The organism is Biomaibacter acetigenes, assembly GCF_003691585.1.
GTDB classification, from domain to species: Bacteria; Bacillota; Thermosediminibacteria; order Thermosediminibacterales; family Tepidanaerobacteraceae; genus Biomaibacter; species Biomaibacter acetigenes.
Window position 1 is genome coordinate 2,741,030 of record NZ_CP033169.1, and the last position, 23,873, is coordinate 2,764,902.

Annotated in this window: 30 protein-coding genes, 4 pseudogenes and 2 riboswitches; of the genes and pseudogenes, 4 read left to right on the forward strand and 30 right to left on the reverse strand. The window is 47.2% G+C overall.

What is annotated here, in order from left to right; translation table 11 throughout:
• Window positions 1-17: 17 nt before the first annotated feature.
• From D2962_RS13895 to D2962_RS13980, 18 genes and pseudogenes are all read right to left on the reverse strand, one after another.
• Window positions 18-1,661 carry a M20/M25/M40 family metallo-hydrolase gene (locus D2962_RS13895; RefSeq protein ID WP_122015336.1) on the reverse strand — a complete coding sequence of 548 codons (1,644 nt, stop codon included), beginning with the start codon at window positions 1,659-1,661 and terminating at the stop codon, window positions 18-20.
• A 36-nt stretch (window positions 1,662-1,697) separates the two neighbouring features.
• Entirely contained in the window at window positions 1,698-2,081 is a 384-nt protein-coding gene (locus tag D2962_RS13900) for a CoA-binding protein (RefSeq protein WP_120767656.1), read from the reverse strand.
• A 401-nt stretch (window positions 2,082-2,482) separates the two neighbouring features.
• The gene (cobK, locus tag D2962_RS13905) at window positions 2,483-3,244 is read right to left on the reverse strand and encodes a precorrin-6A reductase (protein WP_245985122.1); all 762 of its coding nucleotides are present in this window, start codon (window positions 3,242-3,244) and stop codon (window positions 2,483-2,485) included.
• Window positions 3,245-3,246: 2 nt separating this feature from the next.
• Window positions 3,247-3,975 (reverse strand): precorrin-3B C(17)-methyltransferase, encoded by a 729-nt coding sequence (gene cobJ / locus D2962_RS13910; protein ID WP_122015338.1) that lies wholly within the window; start codon window positions 3,973-3,975, stop codon window positions 3,247-3,249.
• Window positions 3,962-5,074, reverse strand: a complete 1,113-nt coding sequence (cbiG, locus tag D2962_RS13915; RefSeq protein ID WP_122015339.1) for a cobalt-precorrin 5A hydrolase — start codon at window positions 5,072-5,074, stop codon at window positions 3,962-3,964. The genes cobJ and cbiG overlap by 14 nt, the downstream gene beginning before the upstream one ends.
• Window positions 5,071-5,859 carry a precorrin-4 C(11)-methyltransferase gene (gene cobM / locus D2962_RS13920; RefSeq protein WP_120767652.1) on the reverse strand — a complete coding sequence of 263 codons (789 nt, stop codon included), beginning with the start codon at window positions 5,857-5,859 and terminating at the stop codon, window positions 5,071-5,073. The genes cbiG and cobM overlap by 4 nt, the downstream gene beginning before the upstream one ends.
• Window positions 5,856-6,545, reverse strand: coding sequence for a precorrin-2 C(20)-methyltransferase (gene cobI / locus D2962_RS13925; RefSeq protein ID WP_122015340.1), 690 nt, complete (start codon window positions 6,543-6,545; stop codon window positions 5,856-5,858). The genes cobM and cobI overlap by 4 nt, the downstream gene beginning before the upstream one ends.
• 92 nt (window positions 6,546-6,637) lie before the next feature.
• On the reverse strand, window positions 6,638-7,213 hold the full coding sequence (cbiT, locus tag D2962_RS13930; RefSeq protein ID WP_222927553.1) for a precorrin-6Y C5,15-methyltransferase (decarboxylating) subunit CbiT: 576 nt from the start codon (window positions 7,211-7,213) through the stop codon (window positions 6,638-6,640).
• Entirely contained in the window at window positions 7,171-7,809 is a 639-nt protein-coding gene (gene cbiE / locus D2962_RS13935) for a precorrin-6y C5,15-methyltransferase (decarboxylating) subunit CbiE (protein WP_122015341.1), read from the reverse strand. The genes cbiT and cbiE overlap by 43 nt, the downstream gene beginning before the upstream one ends.
• Window positions 7,803-8,904: pseudogene (gene cbiD / locus D2962_RS19710) on the reverse strand (cobalt-precorrin-5B (C(1))-methyltransferase CbiD). The gene cbiE and the pseudogene cbiD overlap by 7 nt, the downstream one beginning before the upstream one ends.
• On the reverse strand, window positions 8,879-9,529 hold the full coding sequence (locus tag D2962_RS13945) for a precorrin-8X methylmutase (protein WP_122015342.1): 651 nt from the start codon (window positions 9,527-9,529) through the stop codon (window positions 8,879-8,881). The pseudogene cbiD and the gene D2962_RS13945 overlap by 26 nt, the downstream one beginning before the upstream one ends.
• A 15-nt stretch (window positions 9,530-9,544) precedes the next feature.
• On the reverse strand, window positions 9,545-9,919 hold the full coding sequence (locus tag D2962_RS13950) for a sirohydrochlorin chelatase (RefSeq protein ID WP_122015343.1): 375 nt from the start codon (window positions 9,917-9,919) through the stop codon (window positions 9,545-9,547).
• On the reverse strand, window positions 9,916-11,301 hold the full coding sequence (locus tag D2962_RS13955) for a cobyrinic acid a,c-diamide synthase CobB (protein ID WP_122015344.1): 1,386 nt from the start codon (window positions 11,299-11,301) through the stop codon (window positions 9,916-9,918). Before D2962_RS13955 ends, D2962_RS13950 begins: the two co-directional genes overlap by 4 nt.
• Window positions 11,286-12,125, reverse strand: a complete 840-nt coding sequence (locus D2962_RS13960; RefSeq protein WP_122015345.1) for an energy-coupling factor ABC transporter ATP-binding protein — start codon at window positions 12,123-12,125, stop codon at window positions 11,286-11,288. Before D2962_RS13960 ends, D2962_RS13955 begins: the two co-directional genes overlap by 16 nt.
• On the reverse strand, window positions 12,101-12,898 hold the full coding sequence (gene cbiQ / locus D2962_RS13965) for a cobalt ECF transporter T component CbiQ (RefSeq protein WP_122015346.1): 798 nt from the start codon (window positions 12,896-12,898) through the stop codon (window positions 12,101-12,103). Before cbiQ ends, D2962_RS13960 begins: the two co-directional genes overlap by 25 nt.
• On the reverse strand, window positions 12,885-13,178 hold the full coding sequence (locus D2962_RS13970) for an energy-coupling factor ABC transporter substrate-binding protein (RefSeq protein ID WP_120767644.1): 294 nt from the start codon (window positions 13,176-13,178) through the stop codon (window positions 12,885-12,887). The genes cbiQ and D2962_RS13970 overlap by 14 nt, the downstream gene beginning before the upstream one ends.
• A pseudogene (locus D2962_RS13975) lies at window positions 13,168-13,918 on the reverse strand (energy-coupling factor ABC transporter permease). Before D2962_RS13975 ends, D2962_RS13970 begins: the two are co-directional and overlap by 11 nt.
• Before the next feature lie 138 nt (window positions 13,919-14,056).
• A riboswitch (cobalamin riboswitch) is annotated at window positions 14,057-14,239 on the reverse strand.
• A gap of 70 nt (window positions 14,240-14,309) precedes the next feature.
• On the reverse strand, window positions 14,310-14,612 hold the full coding sequence (locus D2962_RS13980) for a radical SAM protein (protein WP_187695376.1): 303 nt from the start codon (window positions 14,610-14,612) through the stop codon (window positions 14,310-14,312).
• Window positions 14,613-14,853: 241 nt separating this feature from the next.
• Window positions 14,854-15,033: riboswitch (cobalamin riboswitch) on the forward strand.
• On the opposite strand from D2962_RS13980, the gene D2962_RS17665 reads away from it, so the two are divergent.
• Window positions 14,991-15,182 (forward strand): hypothetical protein, encoded by a 192-nt coding sequence (locus D2962_RS17665; protein ID WP_162991233.1) that lies wholly within the window; start codon window positions 14,991-14,993, stop codon window positions 15,180-15,182. (Overlaps the previous riboswitch by 43 nt.)
• On the forward strand, window positions 15,139-16,194 hold the full coding sequence (gene cobT / locus D2962_RS13985; protein WP_122015347.1) for a nicotinate-nucleotide--dimethylbenzimidazole phosphoribosyltransferase: 1,056 nt from the start codon (window positions 15,139-15,141) through the stop codon (window positions 16,192-16,194). Before D2962_RS17665 ends, cobT begins: the two co-directional genes overlap by 44 nt.
• A gap of 170 nt (window positions 16,195-16,364) precedes the next feature.
• Here the strand turns inward: cobT and D2962_RS13990 are convergent.
• From D2962_RS13990 to D2962_RS14025, 7 genes and pseudogenes are all read right to left on the reverse strand, one after another.
• Window positions 16,365-16,933: pseudogene (locus tag D2962_RS13990) on the reverse strand (Fe-S-containing hydro-lyase).
• Window positions 16,934-17,037: 104 nt separating this feature from the next.
• Window positions 17,038-17,883, reverse strand: a complete 846-nt coding sequence (locus D2962_RS13995) for a fumarate hydratase (protein WP_120767641.1) — start codon at window positions 17,881-17,883, stop codon at window positions 17,038-17,040.
• Between the two features lie 210 nt (window positions 17,884-18,093).
• On the reverse strand, window positions 18,094-18,375 hold the full coding sequence (locus D2962_RS14000; protein WP_120767640.1) for a co-chaperone GroES: 282 nt from the start codon (window positions 18,373-18,375) through the stop codon (window positions 18,094-18,096).
• Window positions 18,376-18,389: 14 nt separating this feature from the next.
• A complete protein-coding gene (locus D2962_RS14005) occupies window positions 18,390-19,046 on the reverse strand; it encodes a thioredoxin family protein (RefSeq protein ID WP_122015348.1) in 657 nt (218 codons plus the stop codon).
• Window positions 19,047-19,287: 241 nt separating this feature from the next.
• Window positions 19,288-20,898: a chaperonin GroEL gene (gene groL / locus D2962_RS14010; protein ID WP_120767638.1), complete on the reverse strand. Its 1,611-nt coding sequence runs from the start codon at window positions 20,896-20,898 to the stop codon at window positions 19,288-19,290.
• Between the two features lie 27 nt (window positions 20,899-20,925).
• On the reverse strand, window positions 20,926-21,210 hold the full coding sequence (gene groES / locus D2962_RS14015) for a co-chaperone GroES (protein WP_120767637.1): 285 nt from the start codon (window positions 21,208-21,210) through the stop codon (window positions 20,926-20,928).
• A 292-nt stretch (window positions 21,211-21,502) separates the two neighbouring features.
• Complete coding sequence (locus tag D2962_RS14025) at window positions 21,503-22,072, reverse strand: DNA-3-methyladenine glycosylase I (protein WP_120767635.1); 570 nt, start codon at window positions 22,070-22,072, stop codon at window positions 21,503-21,505.
• Between the two features lie 193 nt (window positions 22,073-22,265).
• Here D2962_RS14025 and D2962_RS14030 point away from each other — a divergent pair, with 193 nt between their 5' ends.
• Together D2962_RS14030 and D2962_RS14035 are read left to right on the forward strand one after the other, a co-directional pair.
• Complete coding sequence (locus D2962_RS14030; protein WP_122015349.1) at window positions 22,266-22,673, forward strand: type II toxin-antitoxin system VapC family toxin; 408 nt, start codon at window positions 22,266-22,268, stop codon at window positions 22,671-22,673.
• 118 nt (window positions 22,674-22,791) lie between these two features.
• Complete coding sequence (locus D2962_RS14035) at window positions 22,792-22,992, forward strand: ATP-binding protein (protein ID WP_120767633.1); 201 nt, start codon at window positions 22,792-22,794, stop codon at window positions 22,990-22,992.
• 65 nt (window positions 22,993-23,057) lie between these two features.
• On the opposite strand, the gene D2962_RS14040 is transcribed toward D2962_RS14035, so the two are convergent.
• The 5 genes and pseudogenes from D2962_RS14040 to D2962_RS18865 all read right to left on the reverse strand — a co-directional run bounded on the left by D2962_RS14040 (window position 23,058) and on the right by D2962_RS18865 (window position 23,867).
• Entirely contained in the window at window positions 23,058-23,213 is a 156-nt protein-coding gene (locus tag D2962_RS14040; protein ID WP_245985125.1) for a winged helix-turn-helix domain-containing protein, read from the reverse strand.
• 64 nt (window positions 23,214-23,277) lie between these two features.
• Complete coding sequence (locus tag D2962_RS19715) at window positions 23,278-23,391, reverse strand: NifB/NifX family molybdenum-iron cluster-binding protein (RefSeq protein ID WP_120767631.1); 114 nt, start codon at window positions 23,389-23,391, stop codon at window positions 23,278-23,280.
• On the reverse strand, window positions 23,363-23,536 hold the full coding sequence (locus tag D2962_RS18855; RefSeq protein ID WP_245984724.1) for a hypothetical protein: 174 nt from the start codon (window positions 23,534-23,536) through the stop codon (window positions 23,363-23,365). The genes D2962_RS19715 and D2962_RS18855 overlap by 29 nt, the downstream gene beginning before the upstream one ends.
• 105 nt (window positions 23,537-23,641) lie before the next feature.
• Window positions 23,642-23,728: pseudogene (locus tag D2962_RS19930) on the reverse strand (hypothetical protein); the annotation flags it as partial.
• Entirely contained in the window at window positions 23,703-23,867 is a 165-nt protein-coding gene (locus tag D2962_RS18865; protein ID WP_245984725.1) for a nucleotide-binding protein, read from the reverse strand. The pseudogene D2962_RS19930 and the gene D2962_RS18865, both read right to left, overlap by 26 nt.
• Window positions 23,868-23,873 lie beyond the last annotated feature (6 nt).

A 23,873-nucleotide genomic window follows, 5' to 3' on the forward strand; every position in this document is an offset into this window, starting at 1 on the left:
GCCGTCGATGGGTAAAGTCAGCTCTTCGCTAGACTTTCCACCGCAAACTTCAGGAGCCGGGGAGTAATATTGAGTGAATATGAAAGTTCCAGCCTTTCGGTGTATTTGTGGTCATCTTTGCCCGACGGCCCCAGATTCAACACGGGGATGTCCAGTTTCGCCAGCTCGTTTAGCGGTATATCATAGATTTCTCTCCAGCCGGGCATATTGTCCGATAAAGCCTTCAGTTCTTCAGCTTTTCCCTGGAAGCCGAAATAGCTGAGATCGGTAATACCGGCAAAGTATTCCACCACTTTCATTTCTATGCCGTAACTTTGCCGTGCTTCCTCGATAACTTTATCTACAGCCTTCATAACATTTTTCTCTTCTTCTGTCCGCCCCAGATTGCCTCTATGAGGATAGTAAGGAGGCAGGAATCCTACAATTATCATGGGGGCCTTATCGGGATAATACTTCAAAAGCTCCCCTACCAGGCTGATGGCTTTGTCTCTTTCATCAAGACTCTCCGGCAGGGATGCTATATAGTGTTTCACATGTTCCGACATATTTCCCGGGAAATTCCGACATACCTTTTCTTCAAGCTCTCCATATGTGATAACCTTCGTTTGCCAGGATATACCAATATCTTGGCCTGATTTTTTAGAATAAGATGCCGCGGTTTTTCTAAGGTGGTCAACTGCCATGCTAAAAGCTTCGGCAGCCGCTCTTTTCATGCTTTCCAGGATTTGAGCCGGAGATTTTGAGACGGTGAGAAGATTATAATAGGCCACCGCCCTTTCCGGTAAAGTCACCGAATAGGCATCCCGTAGATCTTTGAGCTTAAGGCATGTGGGGGGAGAAAAAACTTCACTCCCTTTAAAATCTATAAAATCAGGTCTTGCTTCCAATGCAATATTTAGATAAGAAGCCATCAAAGTAGCATTTAATCCGTTAAAATAGTCTCCCACATGAGTTTCCTTACCGACAAAGTAAAAAAACGGCATTATCTTTCCTACGGTACCTGTAAATATGTAACGATGGTCATCATCCGGCGCTCCAGGGCCGGAGGGCTCACAGTTTATGGCTGCTATATAGTCAAGACCCAGTTCTTTTTCCAGTTCCATGAGATGTGAGACTGCACCCCTCATGCCGGTGGAGTTGTTTTCCTCATCGGGCACCGCCAGGAATGCCAGATTTGCGCTAAGCTTGCAGGGATTTTGAGCGGCTTCTGCCAGGAGCGCCATCTCTATGGCAAGGCCACACTTCATGTCCGAAACGCCCCGTCCAAATATGTAATTTCCGGATTCCAGGTCCTTTGCGGCATCCTCCGGAAGTTTTTCCTTTGAGAGCCGCCGGGTGTATTCCACCGGATCAAAAGCATACTCCTTCAGGGCACCGTAACCTTCTACAGCCACCACATCGTAGTGACCCGTCAAAATGATCGTCTTTTTGACGCTAGGCTCTGCCTTCACCAGGGCAAAAACCACCTGTCGCTCCAATGGATCGTTATTGATGGGCAGCAGCTTTAGATAATCCGGATGATTTTTAAAATAAGGTAACTCCTCCAGCTTGCCGTATATCATCCGGGCCATCTTTATCTCTCCCGGCGTAGCGGAGATGCTGGGAACTGATACCAGCTCCAGCATAAGCTTAAATATGCCTTCATGGTTGTTTTCGATCAACTTCTACACCCCCTATCCTGAATATGTTTTTCGACTTCACCTGGTCAAACTATACACGCAGGCATCATGAATTACATTTAATCCTGCATTCTGGGCGGTCTTTATAGCTCTTTCACTTTCGGCTCCGGGCTGCATCCATATGTATTTGATGCCCAGTCTAATACACTCACCTACGATTTTCTCCGTAACCTGAGGTGGTGTCACCAGGTTTACCACTTCAGGAATTTGGGGTAGGGACTCCAGGTCTGGATAACAGGTATCCCCATCCACATTTTTAATCTTTGGGTTAATGGGAAAAACTCTATATCCCAGCTTTTTCAAGTTTTTAAAGATCTTATAGGCGTATTTGCCCTCCCCGGAAAAAGAGCCTATAACTGCCCAAACTTTTTTGCTGAGCATCTGCTGAATTAAATCTTCCATACATAAACCCTCCGTTTTTAGTTATCTTTTTGAATCGACAAGTGGGTGCTGCTACCGAAGCCGCTTTCAGAAGTTATAGAACATTTTAACTTTAAGGTATCATACATTATTGCAGTAAACTAGTACTAATTTCCAAAACATCTAATCTCCTTTGAGAATATACGGTACCTTCTTCTTCATTGTACCATGCGATGGGTTTATGTCAATGCGGGGGACAATTAAAGGTCAGACAAAGTGGAACCGGCCCCGGTTTGCGGCATTTTGAGCCACCCATCGGTGCGTTCCGGTCAATGCCCACCATCATAAGAGTTTCAACTTCCATTTTTTACATATCCTCCTCCCGATCAGGGCCACCTTGAAATTTTCAAATAAAAGTCTGTTTCACTCTCGCTTTACAATTTTTACAGGTCTTGCACCGATACGCCTTTCCGGATTTCCTCTAAAATTTCTTCCATACTTCTTACCACTAAAGGATAATCTACTACAGGCCTTTCCACCAGTATTACCGGTATATTCAATTTTGCAGCCGCCCTCAATTTTTCCATGACTCCGCCGCCGGGACCGCTGTCTTTGGTAACCACCACACCGGCCCGGTAATCTTTGAACATACAGTAATTCAATTGCAAACTGAAAGGCCCTTCCATGGCGATAATTTCTCCCGGCAAAAAACCCAGGTCTTCACATTTTTTCAGGACATCGCTTGTGGGGAGGACCCTGGCGATGATGTGTTTTCCCTGTTTTTTAAGGATGGCAAATTTGTCCAGGTTCCTGCTGCCGATAGTGAGAAAAATTCTTTCATGTTTTCGTGCTTCAGCTACGGCTTCATCGAAGGTTTTCACCTTTATTAAATTGGGAAAAAAATATTCTCTGCTATCTTCCCGCTCATACCTTATTAATTTAACTTTTGTATTTTTGCAGGCCTCAATGGCATTGAGGCTTATTTCCCTTGCAAAGGGATGGGTGGCGTCGATTACCAGCTCTACGTTTTTCTCCCGGATAAAACATTCGAGGGAATTTCGGTTTAAAGGTCCCGTTCTTGCCCTTGCCTTTCCTTCCAGGAGCTTTCCTCCATAATCCGTCGCCGTGCTGGCAATAACGGGAAAGTTCAGACTCGAAAGCTTTTCCGCAATCTCTCTACCCTCTTTTGTGCCCGCAAGAACCATAATCAAAGGACATACCCCCTGGGTGTAACCATTTTGCCTCCGGTTATAAAGGTACTGCTGTTCCCTATAATTATTAGCGTAGTCATATCGATATCGTATTTTAATAAATCTCCGAGTTTTGTGACGAGTGTAATCTCTCCCTCTCGCGACGCATTTTTTACGATACCGCAAGGAGTGCTGGAACATCGATATTTGAGGACAATATCCAGCGCCCGGGGCAGGTTATCTTTTCTCTCGCGGCTTTTCGGATTAAAAAGGGCTATGACAAAATCAGCCCGGGCGGCCATTTCCAGCCTTTTTGCAATGGCTTCCCATGGGGTCAGATGGTCTGAAAGACTTATCGACGCAAAGTCGGTCATCAGGGGCGCTCCCAGCAGGGAGGCTGCAGCACTTACGGAGCTTACTCCGGGTATAATTTCAATGTCGGTATCAACATTCTTTTTTGCAAGCTCGTATAAAAGCCCCGCCATGCCGTATATTCCCGGGTCTCCGCCGCTAATGAGCGACACCTTTTTACCCAGGCTGGCCAGCTCCAGGGCTTTTCTGCACCTTTCAGTTTCCTGCCGCATGCCGGAATAGATTATGTCTTTATCCTTTACCAGGTCCCTGACGAGGTTTATATAAGTTATGTACCCGATAACGACATCACAGTCCCTCAGCGCTCTTATGGCTCTCACGGTCATATCCTGATACCGTCCGGGACCTGTTCCCACAACTTTAATCCAGCTCATAAAACCCTCCGTAAAACATACATTTATATATCGCCAGAGTGATTCCTCTGTCTTTGTAATAGCCCAATTCTACGCCGTGCAAACTTGCAAGATAGGCTGAAGGCTTTGCCACCGCTCCCACGCCCGTAGTCTTCTTCACGAAAGGAGAAACGGGAAATTTGCTTTCCACTTTTGCAAGCTGCCCGGTGTTATAATATTTTACCGGCACATCTAGGTGCCGGGCCAGCATATTTATGCATTCTTCATTTTGTTTGATATCAATGGTGGCAATACATCCTATTCCCTTTTCGCTTAAATCGAGTTCTTTCAAAGCTTTTTTCACCAGGGCCAGCAATGCTTCAAAGGCTGTGCCCCTTTTTGTCCCGATACCCAGCACTATATTTCGGGGCCTCAATATTACATAAGGAATGTCCCGCGGTTTGATATTGGCGTCGGTTATGAAAACAGCAGCGGCAGCATCCTGGGGAATTGGACCGAAGGCATCGGCCGGGCTTTCGGAGAAAGCCTTGCTGTAAAAAGCCGCCGTCGTGCCCCGGAGCCTTTTTTTCATCTCATTTAATATATTTTCCGGAAAGTCGGGTTCTACCATGAACACCACCTTCTCGCCGTTGACCAGGCAGGCGCTCACCTTTTTGAGGTCAGCTAAACTTTCTATGTAAAATCCAATCTTCCGGGCCATGACGTCGATACCCTCAAAACCCGCGGTGTCGCTGGCCGTGGTCACCACCGGCACGGCTCCCAGGACCCCGGCCACCCTGACGGCCAGTTCGTTGGCGCCTCCCAGGTGTCCCGATAGGAGGCTTACGGCAAATTTCCCTTGCTCGTCTACCGCCACCACGGCAGGGTCCACCGTCTTCCCCTTCAGTACTTCCGCTATGGCCCGTACTGCAATACCCGCCGCCGTAAGGAATACAAGACCGTCGTATTTATCAAAAATACCATGGACAAATTCTATAAAGTCTCCCTTTATTGGGTGAAAACTTCGGGCATCCGGGGGCGCATACTTTTCGAGGACATAAAGGTCACCGCCCAGCTCTTTTACTATTATTGCCCCCAGTCGAGACCCGTTTCTGGTAACGGCGATCACCGCCAACTTCACGGCATCCCCTCCCGGCATCCCGGTTTTCCACAGCTATTGCCGGCAGCCCGGAAGCCGTGGCTGAAAGCCGTATGGTACAGCCTGGAATATTCGTATTTTCCCTCCAGAAAATCGCCCACCAGGATGATGGCGGTCTTATCTATCCCCGCTTCTTTTGCTTTCTTCGATATATCTTTCAGAGTTCCCACTACTACCTTCTGTTCCGGCCAGGTAGCCTTGTAAACTACCGCCGCCGGTGTATCGGGATTGTAAGAGTCCGCAAGTTCCTCTACAACCTTTTTAATCTTATCGGCACTTAAAAATATCGCCATGGTGGCCTTGGGCTCCGCCAGAGATTTCAGGCTTTCCCTGTCGGGGACTGGCGTCCTACCTCCCATCCTGGTTACGATGACGGTCTGGCTCACTCCGGGCACTGTAAGTTCCTTTTTCAACACTGCTGCAGCGGCGGTGAGGGAACTTACACCGGGGCACACTTCGTAGGGAATACCGAGTTCGTTCAGTTTTTCCATCTGTTCTCTTATGGCACCGTAAATGGAAGGATCCCCCGTGTGGAGCCGGGCTACATCCTGACCCCTGTTATGGGCTTTTCTCATTATTTCAATGATCTCCTCCAGATTTAGACATGAACTGTCATAAATTTTTGCATCCTTTTTTGCGTACTTTAATATTTCCGGGTTGACGAGAGAGCCGGCATAAATTACGACATCGCAGGCACCCAGAAGCCTCATTCCTTTAACCGTGATGAGTTCCGCATCTCCGGGGCCAGCGCCGATAAAATGTATCATCCGCCCATCTTCCTTCCGATTATCAGTGAAAGGTAATCCAATTTTTTCCTCCGGTATTTTTCCAGGTCAAAGGTAACCTCTTCATCTTCATGGCCACCTCTTATAACTAGCCCTGCTTTAAAACCCCCGGCCTTCAACAGGTCCACCGTTCTGTCGTAGTTTCCGGATACCTTCATCAATACCACACTTTCAAAATCATCGAGGATTTTTTTCATTGTTTTTTCATCCTCGGCAGGCACTACCGCAAAAGGACGGTTCCCTCGAGCTATGGGCATTTTGAGTTTTGATGCTGCCGCCGAAAAGGAAGTCACACCCGGGATGGTCTCAATTTTGAATCCTTCAAGCCTTTCTATAACATAAATATAAGTGCTGTATATCATAGGGTCTCCCAGGGTAATGAAGGCTACGTCCCTGCCATCCACAAGCAGCTTTTTTATCTTTTTTGCATTTTCATCCCATACGGATTCAAGGATATCCCTTTCCCGGGTCATGGGAAATTCGAGCTTTAAGACCTCGCCTTTGATGTAAGGCTTTGCAATGTCGAAGGCAATGCTCTCCCCCTTCCCTGATGGAACCATTACCACATGAACCCGTTCAAGAATCTTTACGGCCTTCAAAGTAATCAGTTCCGGGTCTCCGGGGCCCACGCCTACGCCGTATAATTTACCGGTGGAGATTTCTGACATATACGGTATTCCTCCCTTATATTCCGCAGATATTTTCAATAAATAAAACCTTCCACGCTACCCAGAGTCTTTATGGTGCTCCTTTTTACCGATTATGCTTTTACCGATAGAATAAATACTGGATTTCGAGCCTGCATCAAAGTGCTGCCGCCGACCCTTACTGACCTTGCAACATTCACAAGGATTGTTTCCACTTCGTAGCCGCCGGCATAAAGGAACTCTTGAGCCCGATGAACGGTTTCCATCGTAACGGCGTTTATGACTATAACACCACCAGCCTTCAGCCTTTGCATTACCACTGTCAGAATCTCCGCAATTTTGCCTCCGGAGCCGCCGATGAAAACCCTGTCGGGGTCCGGCAGGTCAAAGAGTACTTCCGGTGCCTCGCCGGGCACCGCCGTAAGATTTAATGTTCCGAAGGCTCCGGTATTTTGCCTGATAAGTTTTAAGGCCTTCTCATCTTTTTCTACCGCATACACCCGGCCTTCCTTGCAGTAAAGGGCCGCCTCCACGGAAACTGCCCCCGTGCCCGCGCCGATATCCCATACCGTGAAGTCTTTTTTCAGCCTTAATTTGGAGAGGGATATGGCCCTTACCTCCTCTTTTGTCATGGGCACATCCCCTCTTACAAAAAGTCCGTCGGGGATGCCGAAGGCATATTCCCACACGTTATCACCACCACGTTGATGTCAAACTTTTTCCGGCTCTGCGCCAGTTCTTCGACGGTGTATCTTTCTATGACTTCATTATCGTAGGAAAGGTTCTCCCCCACATATAAAAACCTGTCTTTTATCCCGCTATCTTTTAAAAGCCGGGCTATAAAGGGAGGGTCATGGTTCTCATCAGTCAGTACCACCAGAGTGCCGTATTCCTTCACCCGGGTTATGATATCCGTCTTGCGCCCGTGAAGGCTTACCACAGCCACATCCTTCATGGGCATCCCAAGCTTTGCCATGATGTACTGGACCGAACTTATGCCCGGGATCACTTCCACTTCTTCTTTGTTTACATATTTCAATACCACGTCCAGGATGCCGTAAAGGCCTGGATCTCCCGATGCCAGGATTACTACGCGGCCCTTTCGGTTTAAAATATCCTTAAAATCCAAACCTGTTTCTATGGCTATTTTCACGCACTCCAGTTCTTCAAACAGTTTCAGATGCCTTTTTCCTCCCACCAGCACATCGGCCTGCTCTATCCTTCGGAGGGCCGCCGGGACAATGTATTCCCGCGCTCCGGGCCCCACTCCCACAACGGTTACCAATTCTCATCCCCCCGTATCCTGGCCAGAAGCCCCCTCTTCAGGGAAATGAGGTCAACGCCTACTTTCAACCGACCGCCGGTATACCATGTGCACTTATCCGCAATCCTCCGGGCCACAAATCTTGAAAACTCTCCGATGTCAATGCCCGCTTTTTCCAGAATTTCCATAGCTTCTTCCGAGGTGCCGGAGGAAAGTACGTTGTCCACCGTTTCCTTTTTTGCTCCGAAATGGGCTCCGTAGGCCGCCATTATCTCCGCCCTGGCGTCGGCGACGCGGCCTGCGGTGTTGAATATTCCCGCCGCCACCTTTATGAGCTTGCCTATATCACCGATGAGCCATATCTTTTCAAAACCGTATTCCACCGCCTTTTCCAGCATAAAGTCCAGAAAATTGCCGTAGGATACTATGAGGCTTTCATCCACACCATTTTTTACGGCATAGTTTTTTTCCGTAATTTCCGGGTGTCAGGACTACTTTTTTTTGACCCCGGGCCGCTATCATAGATAGTTCCAGGGCCAGGGTCTCTTTTAAGGCTTCCAGGGACATAGGCTCTACAATGCCGGTGGTACCGATGATGGAAAGCCCGCCGACAATTCCCAGCCGGGGGTTGAAGGTCTTTCCGGCTACTTCCTCTCCGCCGGGAATGCTCAGGATTATTCTTACACCGCAGCCTTCCTGCATTACCTGCATCACTTCTTTGATTATCATGGCCCTGGGGACGGGATTTATGGCAGGCTCGCCGGGCTTTGCCGAAAGGCCCGGCCTGGTGACAATGCCTATACCTTCTCCAGCAGCTATCACGATACCCTCTTTGCCGGTTTTTTCAGCCCTGGCATATACCACAAGGCCGTCGGTCACATCGGGGTCATCTCCCGCATCCTTTCTCACTCCGCACTCTGCCCATTCATCGCCTTTTTTCGGGTCCTCTATCCTGAGGGTGAGAAGCCAGCCTTTTGGTGTGTCAATGTCCACCGTCTCCGGTACATCCTCATGAAAAAGCATATATACGGCGGCTTTAGATGCGGCGGCAGCGCATGTCCCGGTGGTATAGCCATATCGGAGCTTTTTGTTACCCTTTACGACAAATTTTTCCATTTTCATCTTTTAACATATATAAAAGGGCATTTACTATAGCCACCGCCATGGTACTGCCGCCCCTTCTGCCCCAGGCAACAATATAAGGAATACCGGAGGCCACCAGGGCTTCCTTGGACTCCGCCGCTCCCACAAACCCTACCGGTACGCCTATGACCAGATCCGGCTTTATCCTGCCCTCCTCTGCGAGCTCCAACAACTTGAAAAGCGCCGTAGGAGCGTTGCCGATGGCAAATATCCCGCCCCCTCCGTCCTGCGCCGCCGCCATAATGGAAGCCATAGCTCTGGTTATGCTAAGTTCTCTGGATTTTGCCGCCACATCCGGATAGTCTACGTAGCATTTGACAACACATCCTGCAGCTTCCAAAGCTTTCCTGTTTATCCCGGCTTCCACCATCCTGGTGTCGGTGACTATCCGGCAACCCCTTCGCATGGCGGCAAGCCCTGCCTCTACCGCTTCTTCGGAAAAATCCATGATCCCCGCATACTCAAAATCTGCCACCGAATGGATTACTCTCCTGACTATGGCCCATTCCTTTTCGTCAAACTTTCCTCTATCCACATGCCCTTCGATGATTTCAAAGCTCTTTTTTTCAATTTCCAGGGGATCTCTGACATATTCCATATAAAAACACCTTCCTTATAATTCGACAAGATTTCCCTTCGCTCTTTCGGAGATGATACCGCAGATCCTGTCGTCGTACCCTATGGGTTCTGCCAGGGCAATGCGCACTTCGGGGCAAATGGCTTTCACTTTTTTTAACTCTTCGGGGATGTCTTTGAGTACGTGATTTCCCGTAAAAAGAAATGCCGGTGCCGCCACAATTTCTGTAATTCCTTTACTGACAAGTTTATTCACCGATTCGGCTAGGTTCGGCCTGTTGAACTGGAGAAAGGCTACCTCCACATCCCGGTATTCCCCGGCTGCCTTTAACTTTTCCGCTATTTTATACACCGTTTCTTCAGTACCCTGCGCCCTGCTGCCGTGGGCCAGTATCAATAAAGCCCTGTTCATTTAAACTCGCTCCTTTTTAAAAATTCAAGGCACTTTCTTAAAAAGTTTTCCGCTAAATTCGGATATGCAAAGAAATCAATGTGAACATAAGTGGCAAGGCAATTTTTGAACCGATAACCGCATCGCCATTTCTCCGGCTTGCCGGGCTTACCCACCAGGTAGCATGTATTTTCAAAAAATCCCACCATCTCCGAATGGTGAAACTCATGTCCCCTGAGTTTAAACCCTTTTTCCGCCAGCACATTTTCGGACGTCACTTCCGCCTCCACATAGCCAAAGTGCTGGAGGCGTCTGGTCATGACGGCTTCTATATCGTAAACACCCGCCATAGGATAGCCTTTACCCTCCTGGTCCCTTATACACCTTGAAAGATACATAAATCCTCCGCACTCGGCATAGGTGGGAAGGCCCGATTCAATGGAATTTTTTATGGACTCCAGCATGGGGAGGTTTCTGCTTAACTGCCCGGCAAACATCTCCGGAAAGCCCCCGCCCAGATAAAGCCCCGATATGCCGTCAGGAAGAGCGATATCATGCAGGGGGCTGAAGGGAACCAGCTTTGCCCCCATATCCCGGAAAACCTCCAGCCCGCTTTGGTAATAGAAGTTAAAGGCCTCATCCATGGCCACGGCGATTTTCACCGCTTCATTGTTTACACAAAAATCTGCAAAAGCTGGGACCTGCCCTTTAATATCTAAAGATCCTGCTTTTTCTGCGGTCCTTAAAATCCCGTCCAGGTCAATATACCTTTCTATATAACTGTACAGCCTGTGGAATTTCTTTTTCAATCCCTCCATCTCATAGACCGGGACCAGTCCAAGATGCCTTTCGGGAAGGCAAAGTTCCGGGTCGCCGGGAATAAATCCAAATACGGGGACGCCGGTGTCCCTTTCGATACTCTGCTTTAAAAGCTCGTAGTGTTTTTGGCCACCTACCTTATTTAATATGACGCCCGCAATGTTTACTTCCCGGTCAAAGTCCCGAAAGCCCCCCACCATGGCTGAAGCGCTCCGCGCCATGCCCGATGCGTCAATCACCAGGATGACGGGCAAATTTAGTATTTTTGCCACATGGGCACTGCTCCCGAAGCCTTGTGTATCCAAACCGTCAAAGAGCCCCATGACTCCTTCCACCAGGGCGATGTCCCCGTCGGATTTTAGGCCGTAAAGGGCCTTGAGCCTTTCCTCGCCAAGCATGAATACATCAAGGTTATATGAAACCCTGCCGCAGACGAATTTATGATAAGCCGTATCTATGTAATCCGGCCCCACCTTGAATGGAGTTACTGTATATTTTTTTGACAGTGCTCCCAGCAGCCCCAAACCTACGGTGGTCTTGCCCGATCCGCTGTGGGTCCCGGCTATCATTACGCCTTTGCCCAAAATAAATCCTCCCTTCTAAGTTCCAGGATATTTCTGGGCAATCTATCGAAAATAAAGCCTTTTTGCTTTAAAACTTCGCATATTTCTAAGAGCAGCGGCTTTTTCAAATCCGCCTCTTTTAAAAGCTTTTCATTTTGAAAAATTTCTGTTGGAGTTCCTTCCCCGGCTACCTTCCCGTCTTTCAAGATAAATACATAATCAGCCCAGGAATAGGCCAGCTCCACATCATGGGTGGATAAAATCACCTGCTTTCCCTTCCTGCGGAGTTCCTCCAGTATTTCCAGGAGCTTTTCCACATGCTTCGGGTCCAGGTATGCCGCAGGTTCGTCCAGGATAAGCACCTCGGGATCCATGGCCAGCACATCTGCGATAGATACCCTCTTTTTCTGGCCATAGCTCAAAAAATGGGTGGGCCTGTGTTCTAATTCTTCTATTCCCGCAGCTTTTAAAGCCTCCTCCACCCTTTTTTTAACTTCGGTGATGGGAAATCCAAGGTTCATGGGACCGAAGGAGACTTCCTGAAAGACGCTGCCTGCGAACAGCTGAGTATCCGGGTCCTGAAATACTATGCCCACTTTTTTTCTGAGATTAATAAGGTAATATCTGGAGTACCTTATCTCCTGGCCCCTGTAAAAAACCCTTCCGCTCTTCGGCCTCAATATGCCGTTAAAGTGGAGGAACAGGGTGGATTTGCCGGACCCGTTGGGACCTAATATCGCAATATTTTTGCCCTTTTCTATTGCCATGGAGATCCCATTTAAGGCCCTTATGCCCCCTGGATACTCAAAAATCACATCCCTCATCTCCAGGATGTAATCGTCCATTTTATTCCACCTCCGGAAAGCCACGCCAAAAGCAGAAGCAAAATCTCCGCAGATACAATAAAAAGGATATTCCTGAGGGATGGCGAAAAGTTTTTTGTCAGGACCTTCAACTCCCCGTCGTATCCTCTTGCCTCCAGCGCCGTATATAGCCTTTCAGAATCTCTATAGGATTTTAGAAATAGTGAAGATATGAGCCTTCCCAGAGAATTAAGGGCAGCCTTCGAAGTTATATATCCCAGCCGGGAAGACTGGGATATATATATCCTTTCGGAATTTTCCATGAGCACGAACAAAAACCTGTACATAAGCTCCATGAGCTCCAGGAGAAGCGCCGGCACTTTCAGACTTTTCAGCACCATGACAAGATCTATCATGGGGGTTGTAAGAGCCAGAAAATACAGGCAGGAAACTAAAGCCATAGACCTGAAAAAGAGCATACCCGATATCTTCATGCTTTCCCGAGTTATTCCGATGGTGATGTCAAATAACGAAAATTTTATCAATGCTCTGCTTCCGGCAGGAACTATATTTATCATCAGCGTCAATACACCGGTTAAAACAAATGAAAGCGGGAGGGCAAGTATTTTCAGGCAAACCCTCACCGGTATTCCCGCTTTAAATACTAAGATGGTTCCCATCATGAAAACAATCGCTAGATTTAAATATACATTCGGAATAAAGCCCACTGCCATGGTGGCCAGTGTAAATAACAGCTTTTCAGCGGGATGAACGTCTTTTAGTTTGTTTGAATATGTGTAATTATCTATCAGCATTTTTCTTCGCCCTGGCAAGTCCGAAATAGTAACCGATAAATCCCGCTCCCATGGCGGCCTGAAGGGCAAATAGAAGACTTTCTATCTCACCGCTGGGAGGCTCCCACAGCGGCTTAAACCATGGTTTAAAATCCGCGTTCACCTGGGTAATGACTTCTTCCGCCATGTCGTCGGCCCCTCCGAATTTTGCATCTTTTAGTGTTAAAAGCGGGTAAATCGAAAGAAGTATCACCAGCAGAGCAAGAATCAAATTTTTTATAAAAAAGTTTTTATCTCTCATGGCGGACCTCCTTTGAAATTAACCAAAGTCCGGTGAGCATTTCTTCATTATATGCGGTAAGCAAATTTATAACCATTACCGATAACAGTCCCTCGCTGATGGCAAGAGGCACCTGGGTTACCGCAAATATACCCATAAATTTTAAAAAAGATGCGGCAAATCCGCCGGGATTTGCGGGAAACGCCAGGGCCAGCTGGAGGGAAGTGGTAACATAGGTGAGCAAATCTCCCAGGGCTGCCGCCAAGAAGACTGAAAGCCACCTGGGTCCCCCAAATTTATTTACCCCTCTGTAGACCAGATAGGATACAATGGGCCCCGCCACCGCCATGGAGAATGTGTTTGCTCCAAGAGTGGTTATACCTCCATGGGCCAGCAGCAGTGCCTGAAAGATAAGTACAATCATCCCCAGCACGCTCATAACCCACGGCCCGAAGAGAATGGCACCAAGGCCTACTCCGGTGGGATGGGAACAGCTGCCCGTTACCGACGGGAGCTTGAGGGCGGAAAGCACAAAGGCGAAAGCTCCGGCAAAGCCCCAGCAGCATTTTCACCCGGGGGTTGGCATCAACGAGCTTTCGTATGGAGTAAAGCCCCAGTATGACGAAGGGAAGGGCGAGCAAATCCCACATCACGGCCCACTTCAGCGGCAGGTATCCTTCCGTTATATGCATGGCCAGGGCCGGACGGGGTATCCATAACATCATCGCGGTAAAAAATAATATACTTCTAAACATTTCCATTACCTCCCTGCTTGTTAGCTGTAACCACGGAAAAAAGCTCTTAAGCGCTAAAAAACCCCTTAACTACGAATAGTTAAGGGGTTTTAACCTCTGGATAAAATATACTTCCACAATAACACCTCCCTATCTCTCGTAGGATAGTGTTCACCGGTACAGGCAGGTCTCCTGGCTCAGGTTCATCACCGCCCTATGCCTTCCCGGTTTCCCAGTGGCGTATATAAGGCGGCTCACCTTTACAGTGGCGGGACCGCGCGGGACTTTCACCCGACTTCCCTATTGGTTCAACCCTCGAAGTTGAACACCTGCACCTGTAATATTCAGTTTTGCTTAATTATAGAATAATTTACAGCATATGTCAAGGTTCATCTTTTTATGGGTTAAGGCCACCCATTTATTCATCGGCAAGCCTCAAACCCAGATTTTTTGCAAAAGCGTAGGCCTCCCTGTATTCGCGCCGACTTAAGGCTTTTGATATCTCTTCATATTCAAAGGCCTTATGAGCCGGATAATATTGATCCATCAGGTTTACCAGACAATCGGGCGATAATTCCCGTTTTATAAATTTTAAAACTTCTTTTGTATCCTCAAGGCCTCCGGGCATCATCAGATGCCTTATGATTAAACCGCGGTAGGCGATACCTCTTTCATCGGTCTTTAAACCTCCCACCTGGCGGTCCATTTCTTTCAGAGCCATTTTAACCTTTTTGGGGTAATCTTTTACTTTTGAATACTTTTGCCCCCGCTCAGCCAAATGGTATTTGAGGAGTGACGGTCGCTTCGTCGTAAAGGATACTGGGGAAAATTCTGCTGAGTCTCTAGTTCCATCGGGTTTTTACCAATAAGGGTGCCCCTGGCATGGAGCCTTACACCCATATTCTGGTACAAAAAGGGGCTTGTGGGAAAAAAAGTAATATATTATAATATGTTCGTAGGAAAACTGAATATCAAAAACAGGTGCTCCTCAGGGAGAGAATAGGGAACCGGGTGAAAATCCCGGGCGGTCCCGCCGCTGTAAGCGAGGAATGTTCCTTCAAGAGCCACTGGTCTCTGACCGGGAAGGGGAAGGAATGTCATGATCCGCAAGCCAGAAGACCTGCCTGTTTTGGGTAACAGCTTTCCACGAGAGATGGAAGCTTACGCAGGGATGATGGTAAAGTTCCTGGATACAGCTCAATGTATTCAGGAACTTTTTTATATCATAACAAGAAGGGAGATCTTTTATGGAAAAATTACAGGAAACGGTAAAAAAAATCCAACCCATTGACCAGCAGGCGGTGGAAAAGGCCGCTCAAAGGCTGGACATGCTTACAAAGCCCCAGGGCAGCCTGGGTGTCCTGGAGGACATCGTCAAACAGCTGGCAGGCATCACTGGAAATCCCATCCCCAGGTTGGGCAAAAAGTGTGTCGTTATCATGGCCGGGGACCACGGCGTGGTGGAAGAAGGGGTCAGTGCCTTCCCTCAGGAAGTCACTCCGCAAATGGTGATGAACTTCTTAAATGGCGGTGCAGCCATAAATGTCTTATCCCGTCATGCCGGGGCGGATATAGTATGCTGCGACATAGGAGTAGCTTCGGATGTAAAGCATCCTTCCCTTATCATAAAGAAAGTAAGATACGGTACCGCCAACATGGCCAAAGGACCCGCCATGAGCCGGGAAGAAGCCACACGGGCCATTGAAGTGGGTATTGAAGTAGCCGAAGATAAAATAAAAGGCGGTGTAAATATCCTTGCCACCGGTGAAATGGGCATCGGTAACACCACTCCGAGCAGTGCCATTTTGACGGTTTTCGGGTGCCCTGTAGAAAAGGTGGTGGGGAGGGGCACCGGGATAGATGACAAAGGTTTAGCCTTGAAAATAAAAACCATTATAAAGGCCATAGAAGTCAATGACCCCGACCCCTCCGACCCCATAGACGTGCTTTCCAAAGTGGGAGGCCTTGAGATCGCAGGCCTTGCGGGAGTCATACTGGCTGCTGCCGCCCACAGGATACCCATAGTGATCGACGGCTTCATTTCATCTGCCGCCGCCCTGGTGGCAAGCAAAATAGAACCCAGGTCCGTGCAGTACATGATTGCTTCCCACGTATCCGAAGAACCGGGCCACAAAATGATGCTGGAAATGATGAGGCTTTATCCCATGCTGCACATGAAGATGCGCCTGGGCGAAGGAACCGGAGCGGCCCTTGCTTTTCACATTATAGATGCGGCTACACATATTCAGAGTGAAATGGCGACCTTTGAATCAGCGGGTGTATCCAGAAGTTCCTCCAGGTGAAAGTGTTGTGCTCAGGCACCTGATCGTTCGGTAAGCCTATTCTAAAGCCCGAGCCTGGCCTGCGGGGTAAGCCGGCACCTTCAGAGGTCAGAGGCCGGAAGTCAGATTAAGTTGGATTTGCCGAAAAGGCAAATCCATCTATTCCGACCCCTCACCTCTGACATCCGGCATTATTTTTTTCTATATTTCGGCGGTTCGGTGTCATATAGATTGTTGCCGTGACTGTCTATGACCACTATAGCCGGGAAATTCTCCACATAAAAGCGGTGGATGGCCTCGGTGCCTAAATCTTCGTAGGCCACCACCTCCACTTTTTTGATGCTCCTGGCGATAAGGGCGGCGGCGCCCCCCACCGCCCCGAAATATACGGCACCGTATTTTTCATGCCCTCAATGACTTCTTTGGATCTTTCCCCTTTACCTAGCATGCCCTTAAGGCCCCGCTCCAGCAGCGGCACCGTGTAGGGGTCCATGCGGTAGCTGGTGGTGGGTCCAGCGGAGCCTGCCGCATAGCCGGGCTTGGCCGGAGCCGGACCTACATAGTAGATTATTTGCCCCTGCAAATCCACCGGAAGCTCTTCCCCCCTGCCGATAAGCTCCATAAGCCTCTTGTGAGCCGCATCCCTGCCGGTATAGATTATGCCGCTAACAAGCACACTATCCCCGGCTTTTAAAGCTCTCACCTCTTCATCGGTCAGAGGCGCTTTTATTTTTTTAAGACCCTTTTTATCTGTTTCCATTAAAATTCTCCTAATTTATAAATGATTTTAATGTAAAAGTCACTCTCGGCGGTTGTGACGGCCCTGGCACTGGTTACAAATCAAGACCTCATATAACTTTTGCCTTATACTATAGCTTCCGCATGACGGCATGCATGACAGCAAATGTTGACGGCCACCGGAAGGCATGCAATGTGGGTGGGGAAATGCTCGATGTGCACCGCAAGGGACGTAATCCTTCCCCCCAATCCCCCGGGGCCGATGCCGGATTTATTGATCTCCTGCAGGATTTCTTTTTCTAATTTTGCATATCTTTCATCCGAATTTTGCTGATCCAGCGGCCGTAGCAATGCTTTTTTGGAAAGCAGTGCTGCCTTTTCCATGGTGCCCCCTATACCCACACCTATAATTGTAGGAGGGCACGGATTCGGCCCTGCCTGTTTCACCGTGTCTACCACAAATTTTTTAACGCCTTCCACTCCGTCGGCGGGCTTTAACATCTTTACGGCGCTCATGTTCTCGCTTCCGGCACCTTTCGGGGCGGCTATAATTCTTATGCCGTCTCCGGGAACAATATCTATATATATAACTGCCGGCGTGTTGTCGCCTGTATTTTTTCGCTCAAAGAGGGGATCCGATACCACCGATTTTCGAAGGTAGCCTTCCTGATAAGCCAGTCTTACGCCCCGGTCTACAGCTTCCTGAAGATCCCCACCGATTATCCTTACATCCTGCCCCAGCTCTATAAACACCACCGCAAGCCCAGTGTCCTGGCACATGGCAATTTGCTCTTTTTTTGCAATCTCGTCGTTTTTTATGATCTGTTCTAAGATGGACTTTCCTACCGGGGACTCTTCGGTATCTAGAGCTTTTTTCAGTTCATCTAAAACATCGCAGCCTATCACATAATTTGCCTGCATAAATAGATCTTTTATAGTTGTAGTTATGATCTCTGCTTTTATCTCTCTCATAAGTTCTCCCCCATCCAGTTATCTATTATTATCGTCATCAGGGGAATAGAATGGAAACCTTTCTTTAAACTTTATATATATATATATATTTTACCACCTTTTTCGTTAAAATAATAGAAATAACTTTGAGGTGGTATGCCAGTTTTGGTCATTCGTTCATTATTCAATAATAAATAATATATGTAAAAAATAATTCGGCTCTGCGCCGAATTATATTTCATCGACATCCACAAATTTTGCGATTATATCTGATACAGGAATGAGCAGATATTCTACTTTATCATGGGTGATTTTCGTGCCGGACATTTCTTTATATATGACCCTGTCGCCCACCGCCACTTCATCGAAGGAACCTGGGGATAAAGCCACTACTTCGCCTTGAGTGACGTTTTCCTGAGCAGCCCGGGGTATTATGATCCCTCCGATGTTCTTTTCCGATTCACTTTCTAGTTTTATAAGAGCATAATTGTTGACAGGCTGAATTTTATTCATTAAATTTTCCTCCTTCAATTTATCCCCAGTAATTTATCTATCTTGGGACGATCAAAACCTACAACAAAAGTTCCGTCGATGTCAAGCTGAGGCACACCAGTCTGACCGGTCCTTTTAACCAATTCCGCCGCCGCCGACGGGTTCTGGGATACATTTATTTCCCTGAAAGGTATGCGGTTCTTTGAAAGATATGCCTTAGCGGCTGCACACCACGGACATGAGCTGGATGTATAGATTACCACCCTGTGGCTTTTACTTTCGGCACCGGGCTTTGCCGGGTTTGTTGTAGCACCCGGTGATATAAGCCTTTCGTAGTAGTCTTCACTTTGAAGCCCATAGACCATCTCCATAGGTATACCTTGCTTAAATACCATTACGGCTGGGACCGCATCTACACCGTATCTCGGGTGGATATCTTTTATTTGGGATACATTGACGGAAAATATAGGAATCTGTGGATTTTTTATTTTTAATTTATTTAGAGTCGCTAATGCTTTTCTGCTTTTTTCCGACCTATCCGAGTAAAATATAAGTATAATATTTTCGCTGTAAGTTTTTCTGATCTCATCGAAATGTCCAAGGCCCCTTACATTTTCCACACCTTTTTCTTTCCAGTCATTCCGCTGACTTTGGCCTTGTGTTTTCTTATCATCGGTCCCTAAAATTGCCATAATCCTTCACCTCCAATTTTGGTAATTTTATTATACTATTATTTTTTTTCGCTGTCAATAAGTAAGTAAAGAATTTTTTGAGAGAGGGAATATCCATAAAGTTTAATGCAAAATACGATAATGTTGCAAAGGCAAATTAAAAAGGGGCAACTTTATGCCCAACAATAAAAAACCCGCCGATTTTTTTTGATCGACGGGTCTTTTGTTCTCATATTTATCCGGGGTTTGTCTTTTATTAATATTAATACATGTCCGGATTGGGCATGGGAGGCGTCTTTTCCTTTTCGGGAATGTCGGCCACCACAGCCTCGGTGGTAAGCACCATGGCTGCGACACTGGCCGCATTCTGTAGTGTAGACCTGGTGACCTTTGTGGGATCGACGATACCTTTCTTGATCATATCGCCATATTCTTCACGCAGGGCGTCGAATCCTATGCCTTTTTCGCTGGCTTTCAACTTTTCGACGATGATGGAACCTTCGAGGCCCGCGTTGAATGCAATCTGCCTTACGGGCTCTTCCAGGGCTTTCCTGATAATGTCGACGCCGACTTTCTCGTCGCCTTCCACGTTCAACCTGTCAAGGGCGGGGATGGCATTAATGAAGGCAGTACCGCCGCCGGGAACTATACCCTCTTCCACGGCTGCTCTGGTGGCAGAAAGGGCATCCTCGATGCGGTGTTTCTTTTCTTTGAGCTCTGTCTCGGTAGCAGCGCCCACCTGGATTACGGCTACGCCGCCGGCTAGTTTCGCCAGGCGCTCCTGCAATTTTTCGCGGTCAAAGTCCGAGGTGGTCTCCTCAATCTGGGCCTTGATGGCGTTGATGCGCTTCTTGATATCCTCCTTGCTACCGGCGCCATCTACGATGGTGGTGTTTTCTTTGTCAACCCTGACCTGTCTTGCCTGGCCCAGCATATTGATAGTAGCGCTCTTGATGTCAATGCCAAGCTCTTCGGAAATTACCTGGCCGCCGGTCAGAATAGCAATATCTTCCAGCATGGCTTTTCTCCTGTCGCCAAAGCCCGGAGCTTTTACGGCCACGCAGGTAAGGGTTCCGCGCAATTTGTTGACCACAAGGGTGGCAAGAGCCTCGCCCTCCACATCTTCGGCGATGAGGAGCAATTTCTTGCCCTGCTGTACAATCTTTTCAAGGATGGGCAGCAGGTCCTGCACATTGGAGATCTTTTTGTCGGTAATCAGGATATAGGGATCATCCAGAACGGCTTCCATTTTCTCCGTATCTGTTACCATGTAGGGGGATATGTAACCCCTGTCAAATTCCATACCTTCCACAACTTCCAGGTTGGTGCCCATGGTCTTGGATTCTTCGACGGTGATAACTCCGTCTTTTCCTACCTTCTCCATGGCATCGGCTATGAGCTGGCCGATTTCTTCATCGGCTGCGGAAATGGATGCCACCTGGGCAATGGCTTCTCTGGTTTCAACAGGTTTACTGAAGGTCTTGATTTCTTCCACTACAGCCTTAACGGCTTTTTCAATACCCTTCTTCAAAATCATGGGATTGGCACCGGCCACCACGTTCCTCATGCCTTCGTGGATAATGGCCTGAGCAAGCAGAGTAGCGGTGGTGGTTCCATCGCCGGCTACATCCTGGGTCTTGGTGGCAACTTCTTTAATAAGCTGAGCCCCCATGTTTTCGAAGGGATCTTCCAGTTCAATTTCCCTTGCGATGGTAACACCGTCATTGGTGATGGTGGGTGTTCCAAACTTCTTGTCCAATACAACATTGCGGCCTTTGGGCCCCAGTGTAACCTTTACGGTATCGGCTAATTTATCGATACCCTTGAGCAATGCCCTGCGGGCATCTTCATCAAATTTGATCTGTTTTGCCATTTCAAAATCCCTCCTCAAATTTTCAAATTACTGTATTATGGCAAGAACATCGCTTTGTCTCAAGATGAGGTACTCTTCGTCATCGATCTTGACCTCGGTGCCGGCATACTTGGAGAATATGATTTTATCCCCAACTTTAACTTCCAGAGGCACTTTCTGACCGTCGATGATTTCACCGCTGCCCACTGCCAGAACTTCGCCCTTCTGGGGTTTTTCCTTGGCAGTATCGGGCAAAACGATGCCACCTTTGGTCCTTTCCTCTTTCTCCAGAACTTTGATGACAATGCGGTCACCTAATGGTTTGATGTTCATTTATACCCCTCCTTTTAATTATTGGCTCCCATCTGTTAGCACTCTCACTCAGTGAGTGCTAATCACAAGATATATCTTATACAAAGCCTCCGTCAAAATCAATTCCTTTTATCCGTTTTTTCCCAGAAAAAATGTTGCTTTTCCCGGTTTATCTGGATATTTATGTAGATTTCGTGAATTTTCACCAGATATCTTAAGGTTTTAAACGCAGTGATTTGAGAATTTTTTTGACAGGGGCTTACTTCAATATTTTTTCCAGCATAAACTAAAATATGCATAAAAAACCTGAAAATCAGCGGAGTTTCTTTAATTCATCGTATCTAAAGCAGCTTACAATATGGTCATTTACCAGACCCATAGCCTGCATATGGGAGTAGATTATGGTGGAACCTATAAATTTAAAACCCCGGTTTTTTAGATCCCTGCTTATTTCATCGGAAACTCTGGTTTTTGGCGGTATCTCCGAAATACTTTGCCATGTATTAACTATGGGCTTATAGTCTACAAATCGCCATATGTAGTTGTCAAAACTACCAAACTCCTCCTGAATTTCCAGGAACCTCCGGGCATTGTTTATGGAAGATTCTATCTTTCTTATGTTTCTTATGATCCCCTCATCTTTCATCATGGCCTCTATTTTTTTCTCATCATACTTTGCAACTACCCGGGGGTCAAAACCGGCATAAGCCCTCCTGTAGTTTTCCCTTCGCCGCAGTATGGTAATCCAACTCAACCCCGCCTGGGCCGACTCCAGCACCAGGAATTCAAAGTGCTTCCTATCGTCGTGTACTGGAACCCCCCATTCCTCGTCATGATACTTCACATAAAGCTCATCATCGCCGCACCAGGGACATCTTTGCATTTTTACACCTCACTTATCTTATGATTTTTTTGAACCAATGGATTAATTCAGGTGTAAAAAGTCGACGGAGGCAACAAGCGAATGCCGACAACACAATAATGTGACTTTTTACACCGGAACAAAGTTTATTTTACCAATTGCAGTTTTAATTAACAATCTCATCAAATAAACATAAATATTTAAGTGATAAACATTGATAGTCTTTGTAGATACCAGCGCCATCGCAGCACTGCTAATCAAAAATGATTCCAACCATCTTTTATCTGTAGACATTTTAAAAAGGCTAACAGAACAAGGTGCTGAACTAATCATCTCCAATTTTATTGTGGCCGAAACTTACAACCTTTTATCGGCAAGAACTCATCCTAGTTTAGCCCGTCGGTGGTTCTTGACCAATACATGGAATGTGGAGTCCGTCACCGATGCCGACGAAAAAAGTGCGAAAAGTATCATCGAAAAGTATGAAGGCAAAGACTTTTCTTATACGGATGCCACCAGTTTTGCTATGATCAAGAGACTAAATATTGACAGAGCTTTTACTTTTGATCATCATTTCGAGCAGTATGGCATTAATAATAAAGTAACTTTGGTTGCGGTATAAAAAGTTACTTTAGTGGCAGTGAAGGCCCTGGCACCTAACCCATTTTTTTGTGGCCCTTGAAATGAAGTTATATTTATTGTATAATCCATATATATTAATATATATGGAGGAGTATAGTTTGAAAAAAGCATATATCAATCCGAAAAAATGTGACAGGTCGCCTTTTTGTCCCGCCAAGAGGATTTGCCCTGAAGCTGCCATTATTCAAGATAGAATTGGCCTTTTCGGAGCGGGGCCTGCAAAGGTCGATCAGGAAAAGTGCATAGGCTGTACAAAGTGTGTCAGGGTTTGCCCGGCCGCGGCGATTTCCATGGTATGACAAAAGCCCATCTCCAAAAAGGAGGTGGGCTTCTTAACGCTGTTCTTTCTATGACGTATGGTTTTTCACACAACATGGTCGGCTATCTGGGACCTTGTCAATAGCCTGCCCTTGTTTCTCATAAAATACTCTAAAACCGCATATTCCTTGGCCGTAAGTTCTATGGGCTTGCCGTCTCGTGTCACAACATGTGTATTTGTATCCAGGGTCATATCTTTCACTTTCAAAACAGTCTCCCGGCTTGCTCCTTGTCCTCTCAAAAGTGCCCGAATCCTTGCCAAAAGTTCATAGAAGGAAAAAGACCCCTGATTCATTCAATCCCCTGATGGCGTTTGGACCCACATTCCCCGTGATGAGAGCGTGTGCTCCCTTATCTACCACAAATTGGGCTATTTGCACGCCGGTACCGTGACTTCCGGGCGGTCTTTTTTACCAGCGAAACCAGTTTGCCAGAATTTTTCTCAGCTATTCCCAGCCTGGCATGGACCATGGGGCCGTATCTGGTGTCGGAGATAAACCAGTGGCCCGAAAGAGTGTCAACCATGTCAATGGCTTTCTGGGAGCAAATATTGTAGCATACCCCGCAGTCCTCGCAAAAAGTGGGGTTTACTTTAAAATCTTTGATGGCATCAAAGCGGCATACTGTTTCACATTTGCTGCACCTGATGCATTTATGTTCATTTATGCGGGCCTTCTGACTTCCCCAGAACTTACTTAAAGGTATCTTTAATCTCAGGTTTCAAAAGCAGGTACAGGTCGGCGGCGTCCACATCACAGTCGGTTAAAACCGCATCTTTTGCTAAAGCCGCAAGAGAGGCCGTAACTGTAGTCTTTCCTGTGCCGCCTTTACCGCTCAGTACAACTATTTCCTTCATGCCTCC

Bases quoted from the DNA above. Each gene is read 5' to 3' on its own strand.
- D2962_RS13900 (WP_120767656.1), bottom strand. From the start codon at position 2,081: ATGGAAGATTTAATTCAGCAGATGCTCAGCAAAAAAGTTTGGGCAGTT.
- cobK (WP_245985122.1), bottom strand. From the start codon at position 3,244: ATGGTTCTTGCGGGCACAAAAGAGGGTAGAGAGATTGCGGAAAAGCTT.
- cobJ (WP_122015338.1), bottom strand. From the start codon at position 3,975: ATGAGCTGGATTAAAGTTGTGGGAACAGGTCCCGGACGGTATCAGGAT.
- cobM (WP_120767652.1), bottom strand. From the start codon at position 5,859: ATGATACATTTTATCGGCGCTGGCCCCGGAGATGCGGAACTCATCACG.
- cobI (WP_122015340.1), bottom strand. From the start codon at position 6,545: ATGTCAGAAATCTCCACCGGTAAATTATACGGCGTAGGCGTGGGCCCC.
- D2962_RS13945 (WP_122015342.1), bottom strand. From the start codon at position 9,529: ATGGAATATGTCAGAGATCCCCTGGAAATTGAAAAAAAGAGCTTTGAA.
- D2962_RS13950 (WP_122015343.1), bottom strand. From the start codon at position 9,919: ATGAACAGGGCTTTATTGATACTGGCCCACGGCAGCAGGGCGCAGGGT.
- D2962_RS13960 (WP_122015345.1), bottom strand. From the start codon at position 12,125: ATGGACGATTACATCCTGGAGATGAGGGATGTGATTTTTGAGTATCCA.
- cbiQ (WP_122015346.1), bottom strand. From the start codon at position 12,898: ATGCTGATAGATAATTACACATATTCAAACAAACTAAAAGACGTTCAT.
- D2962_RS13970 (WP_120767644.1), bottom strand. From the start codon at position 13,178: ATGAGAGATAAAAACTTTTTTATAAAAAATTTGATTCTTGCTCTGCTG.
- D2962_RS13980 (WP_187695376.1), bottom strand. From the start codon at position 14,612: ATGGCTCTGAAAGAAATGGACCGCCAGGTGGGAGGTTTAAAGACCGAT.
- D2962_RS17665 (WP_162991233.1), top strand. From the start codon at position 14,991: ATGATCCGCAAGCCAGAAGACCTGCCTGTTTTGGGTAACAGCTTTCCA.
- cobT (WP_122015347.1), top strand. From the start codon at position 15,139: ATGGAAAAATTACAGGAAACGGTAAAAAAAATCCAACCCATTGACCAG.
- D2962_RS13995 (WP_120767641.1), bottom strand. From the start codon at position 17,883: ATGAGAGAGATAAAAGCAGAGATCATAACTACAACTATAAAAGATCTA.
- D2962_RS14000 (WP_120767640.1), bottom strand. From the start codon at position 18,375: ATGAATAAAATTCAGCCTGTCAACAATTATGCTCTTATAAAACTAGAA.
- D2962_RS14005 (WP_122015348.1), bottom strand. From the start codon at position 19,046: ATGGCAATTTTAGGGACCGATGATAAGAAAACACAAGGCCAAAGTCAG.
- groL (WP_120767638.1), bottom strand. From the start codon at position 20,898: ATGGCAAAACAGATCAAATTTGATGAAGATGCCCGCAGGGCATTGCTC.
- groES (WP_120767637.1), bottom strand. From the start codon at position 21,210: ATGAACATCAAACCATTAGGTGACCGCATTGTCATCAAAGTTCTGGAG.
- D2962_RS14025 (WP_120767635.1), bottom strand. From the start codon at position 22,072: ATGCAAAGATGTCCCTGGTGCGGCGATGATGAGCTTTATGTGAAGTAT.
- D2962_RS18855 (WP_245984724.1), bottom strand. From the start codon at position 23,536: ATGGTTGACACTCTTTCGGGCCACTGGTTTATCTCCGACACCAGATAC.
- D2962_RS18865 (WP_245984725.1), bottom strand. From the start codon at position 23,867: ATGAAGGAAATAGTTGTACTGAGCGGTAAAGGCGGCACAGGAAAGACT.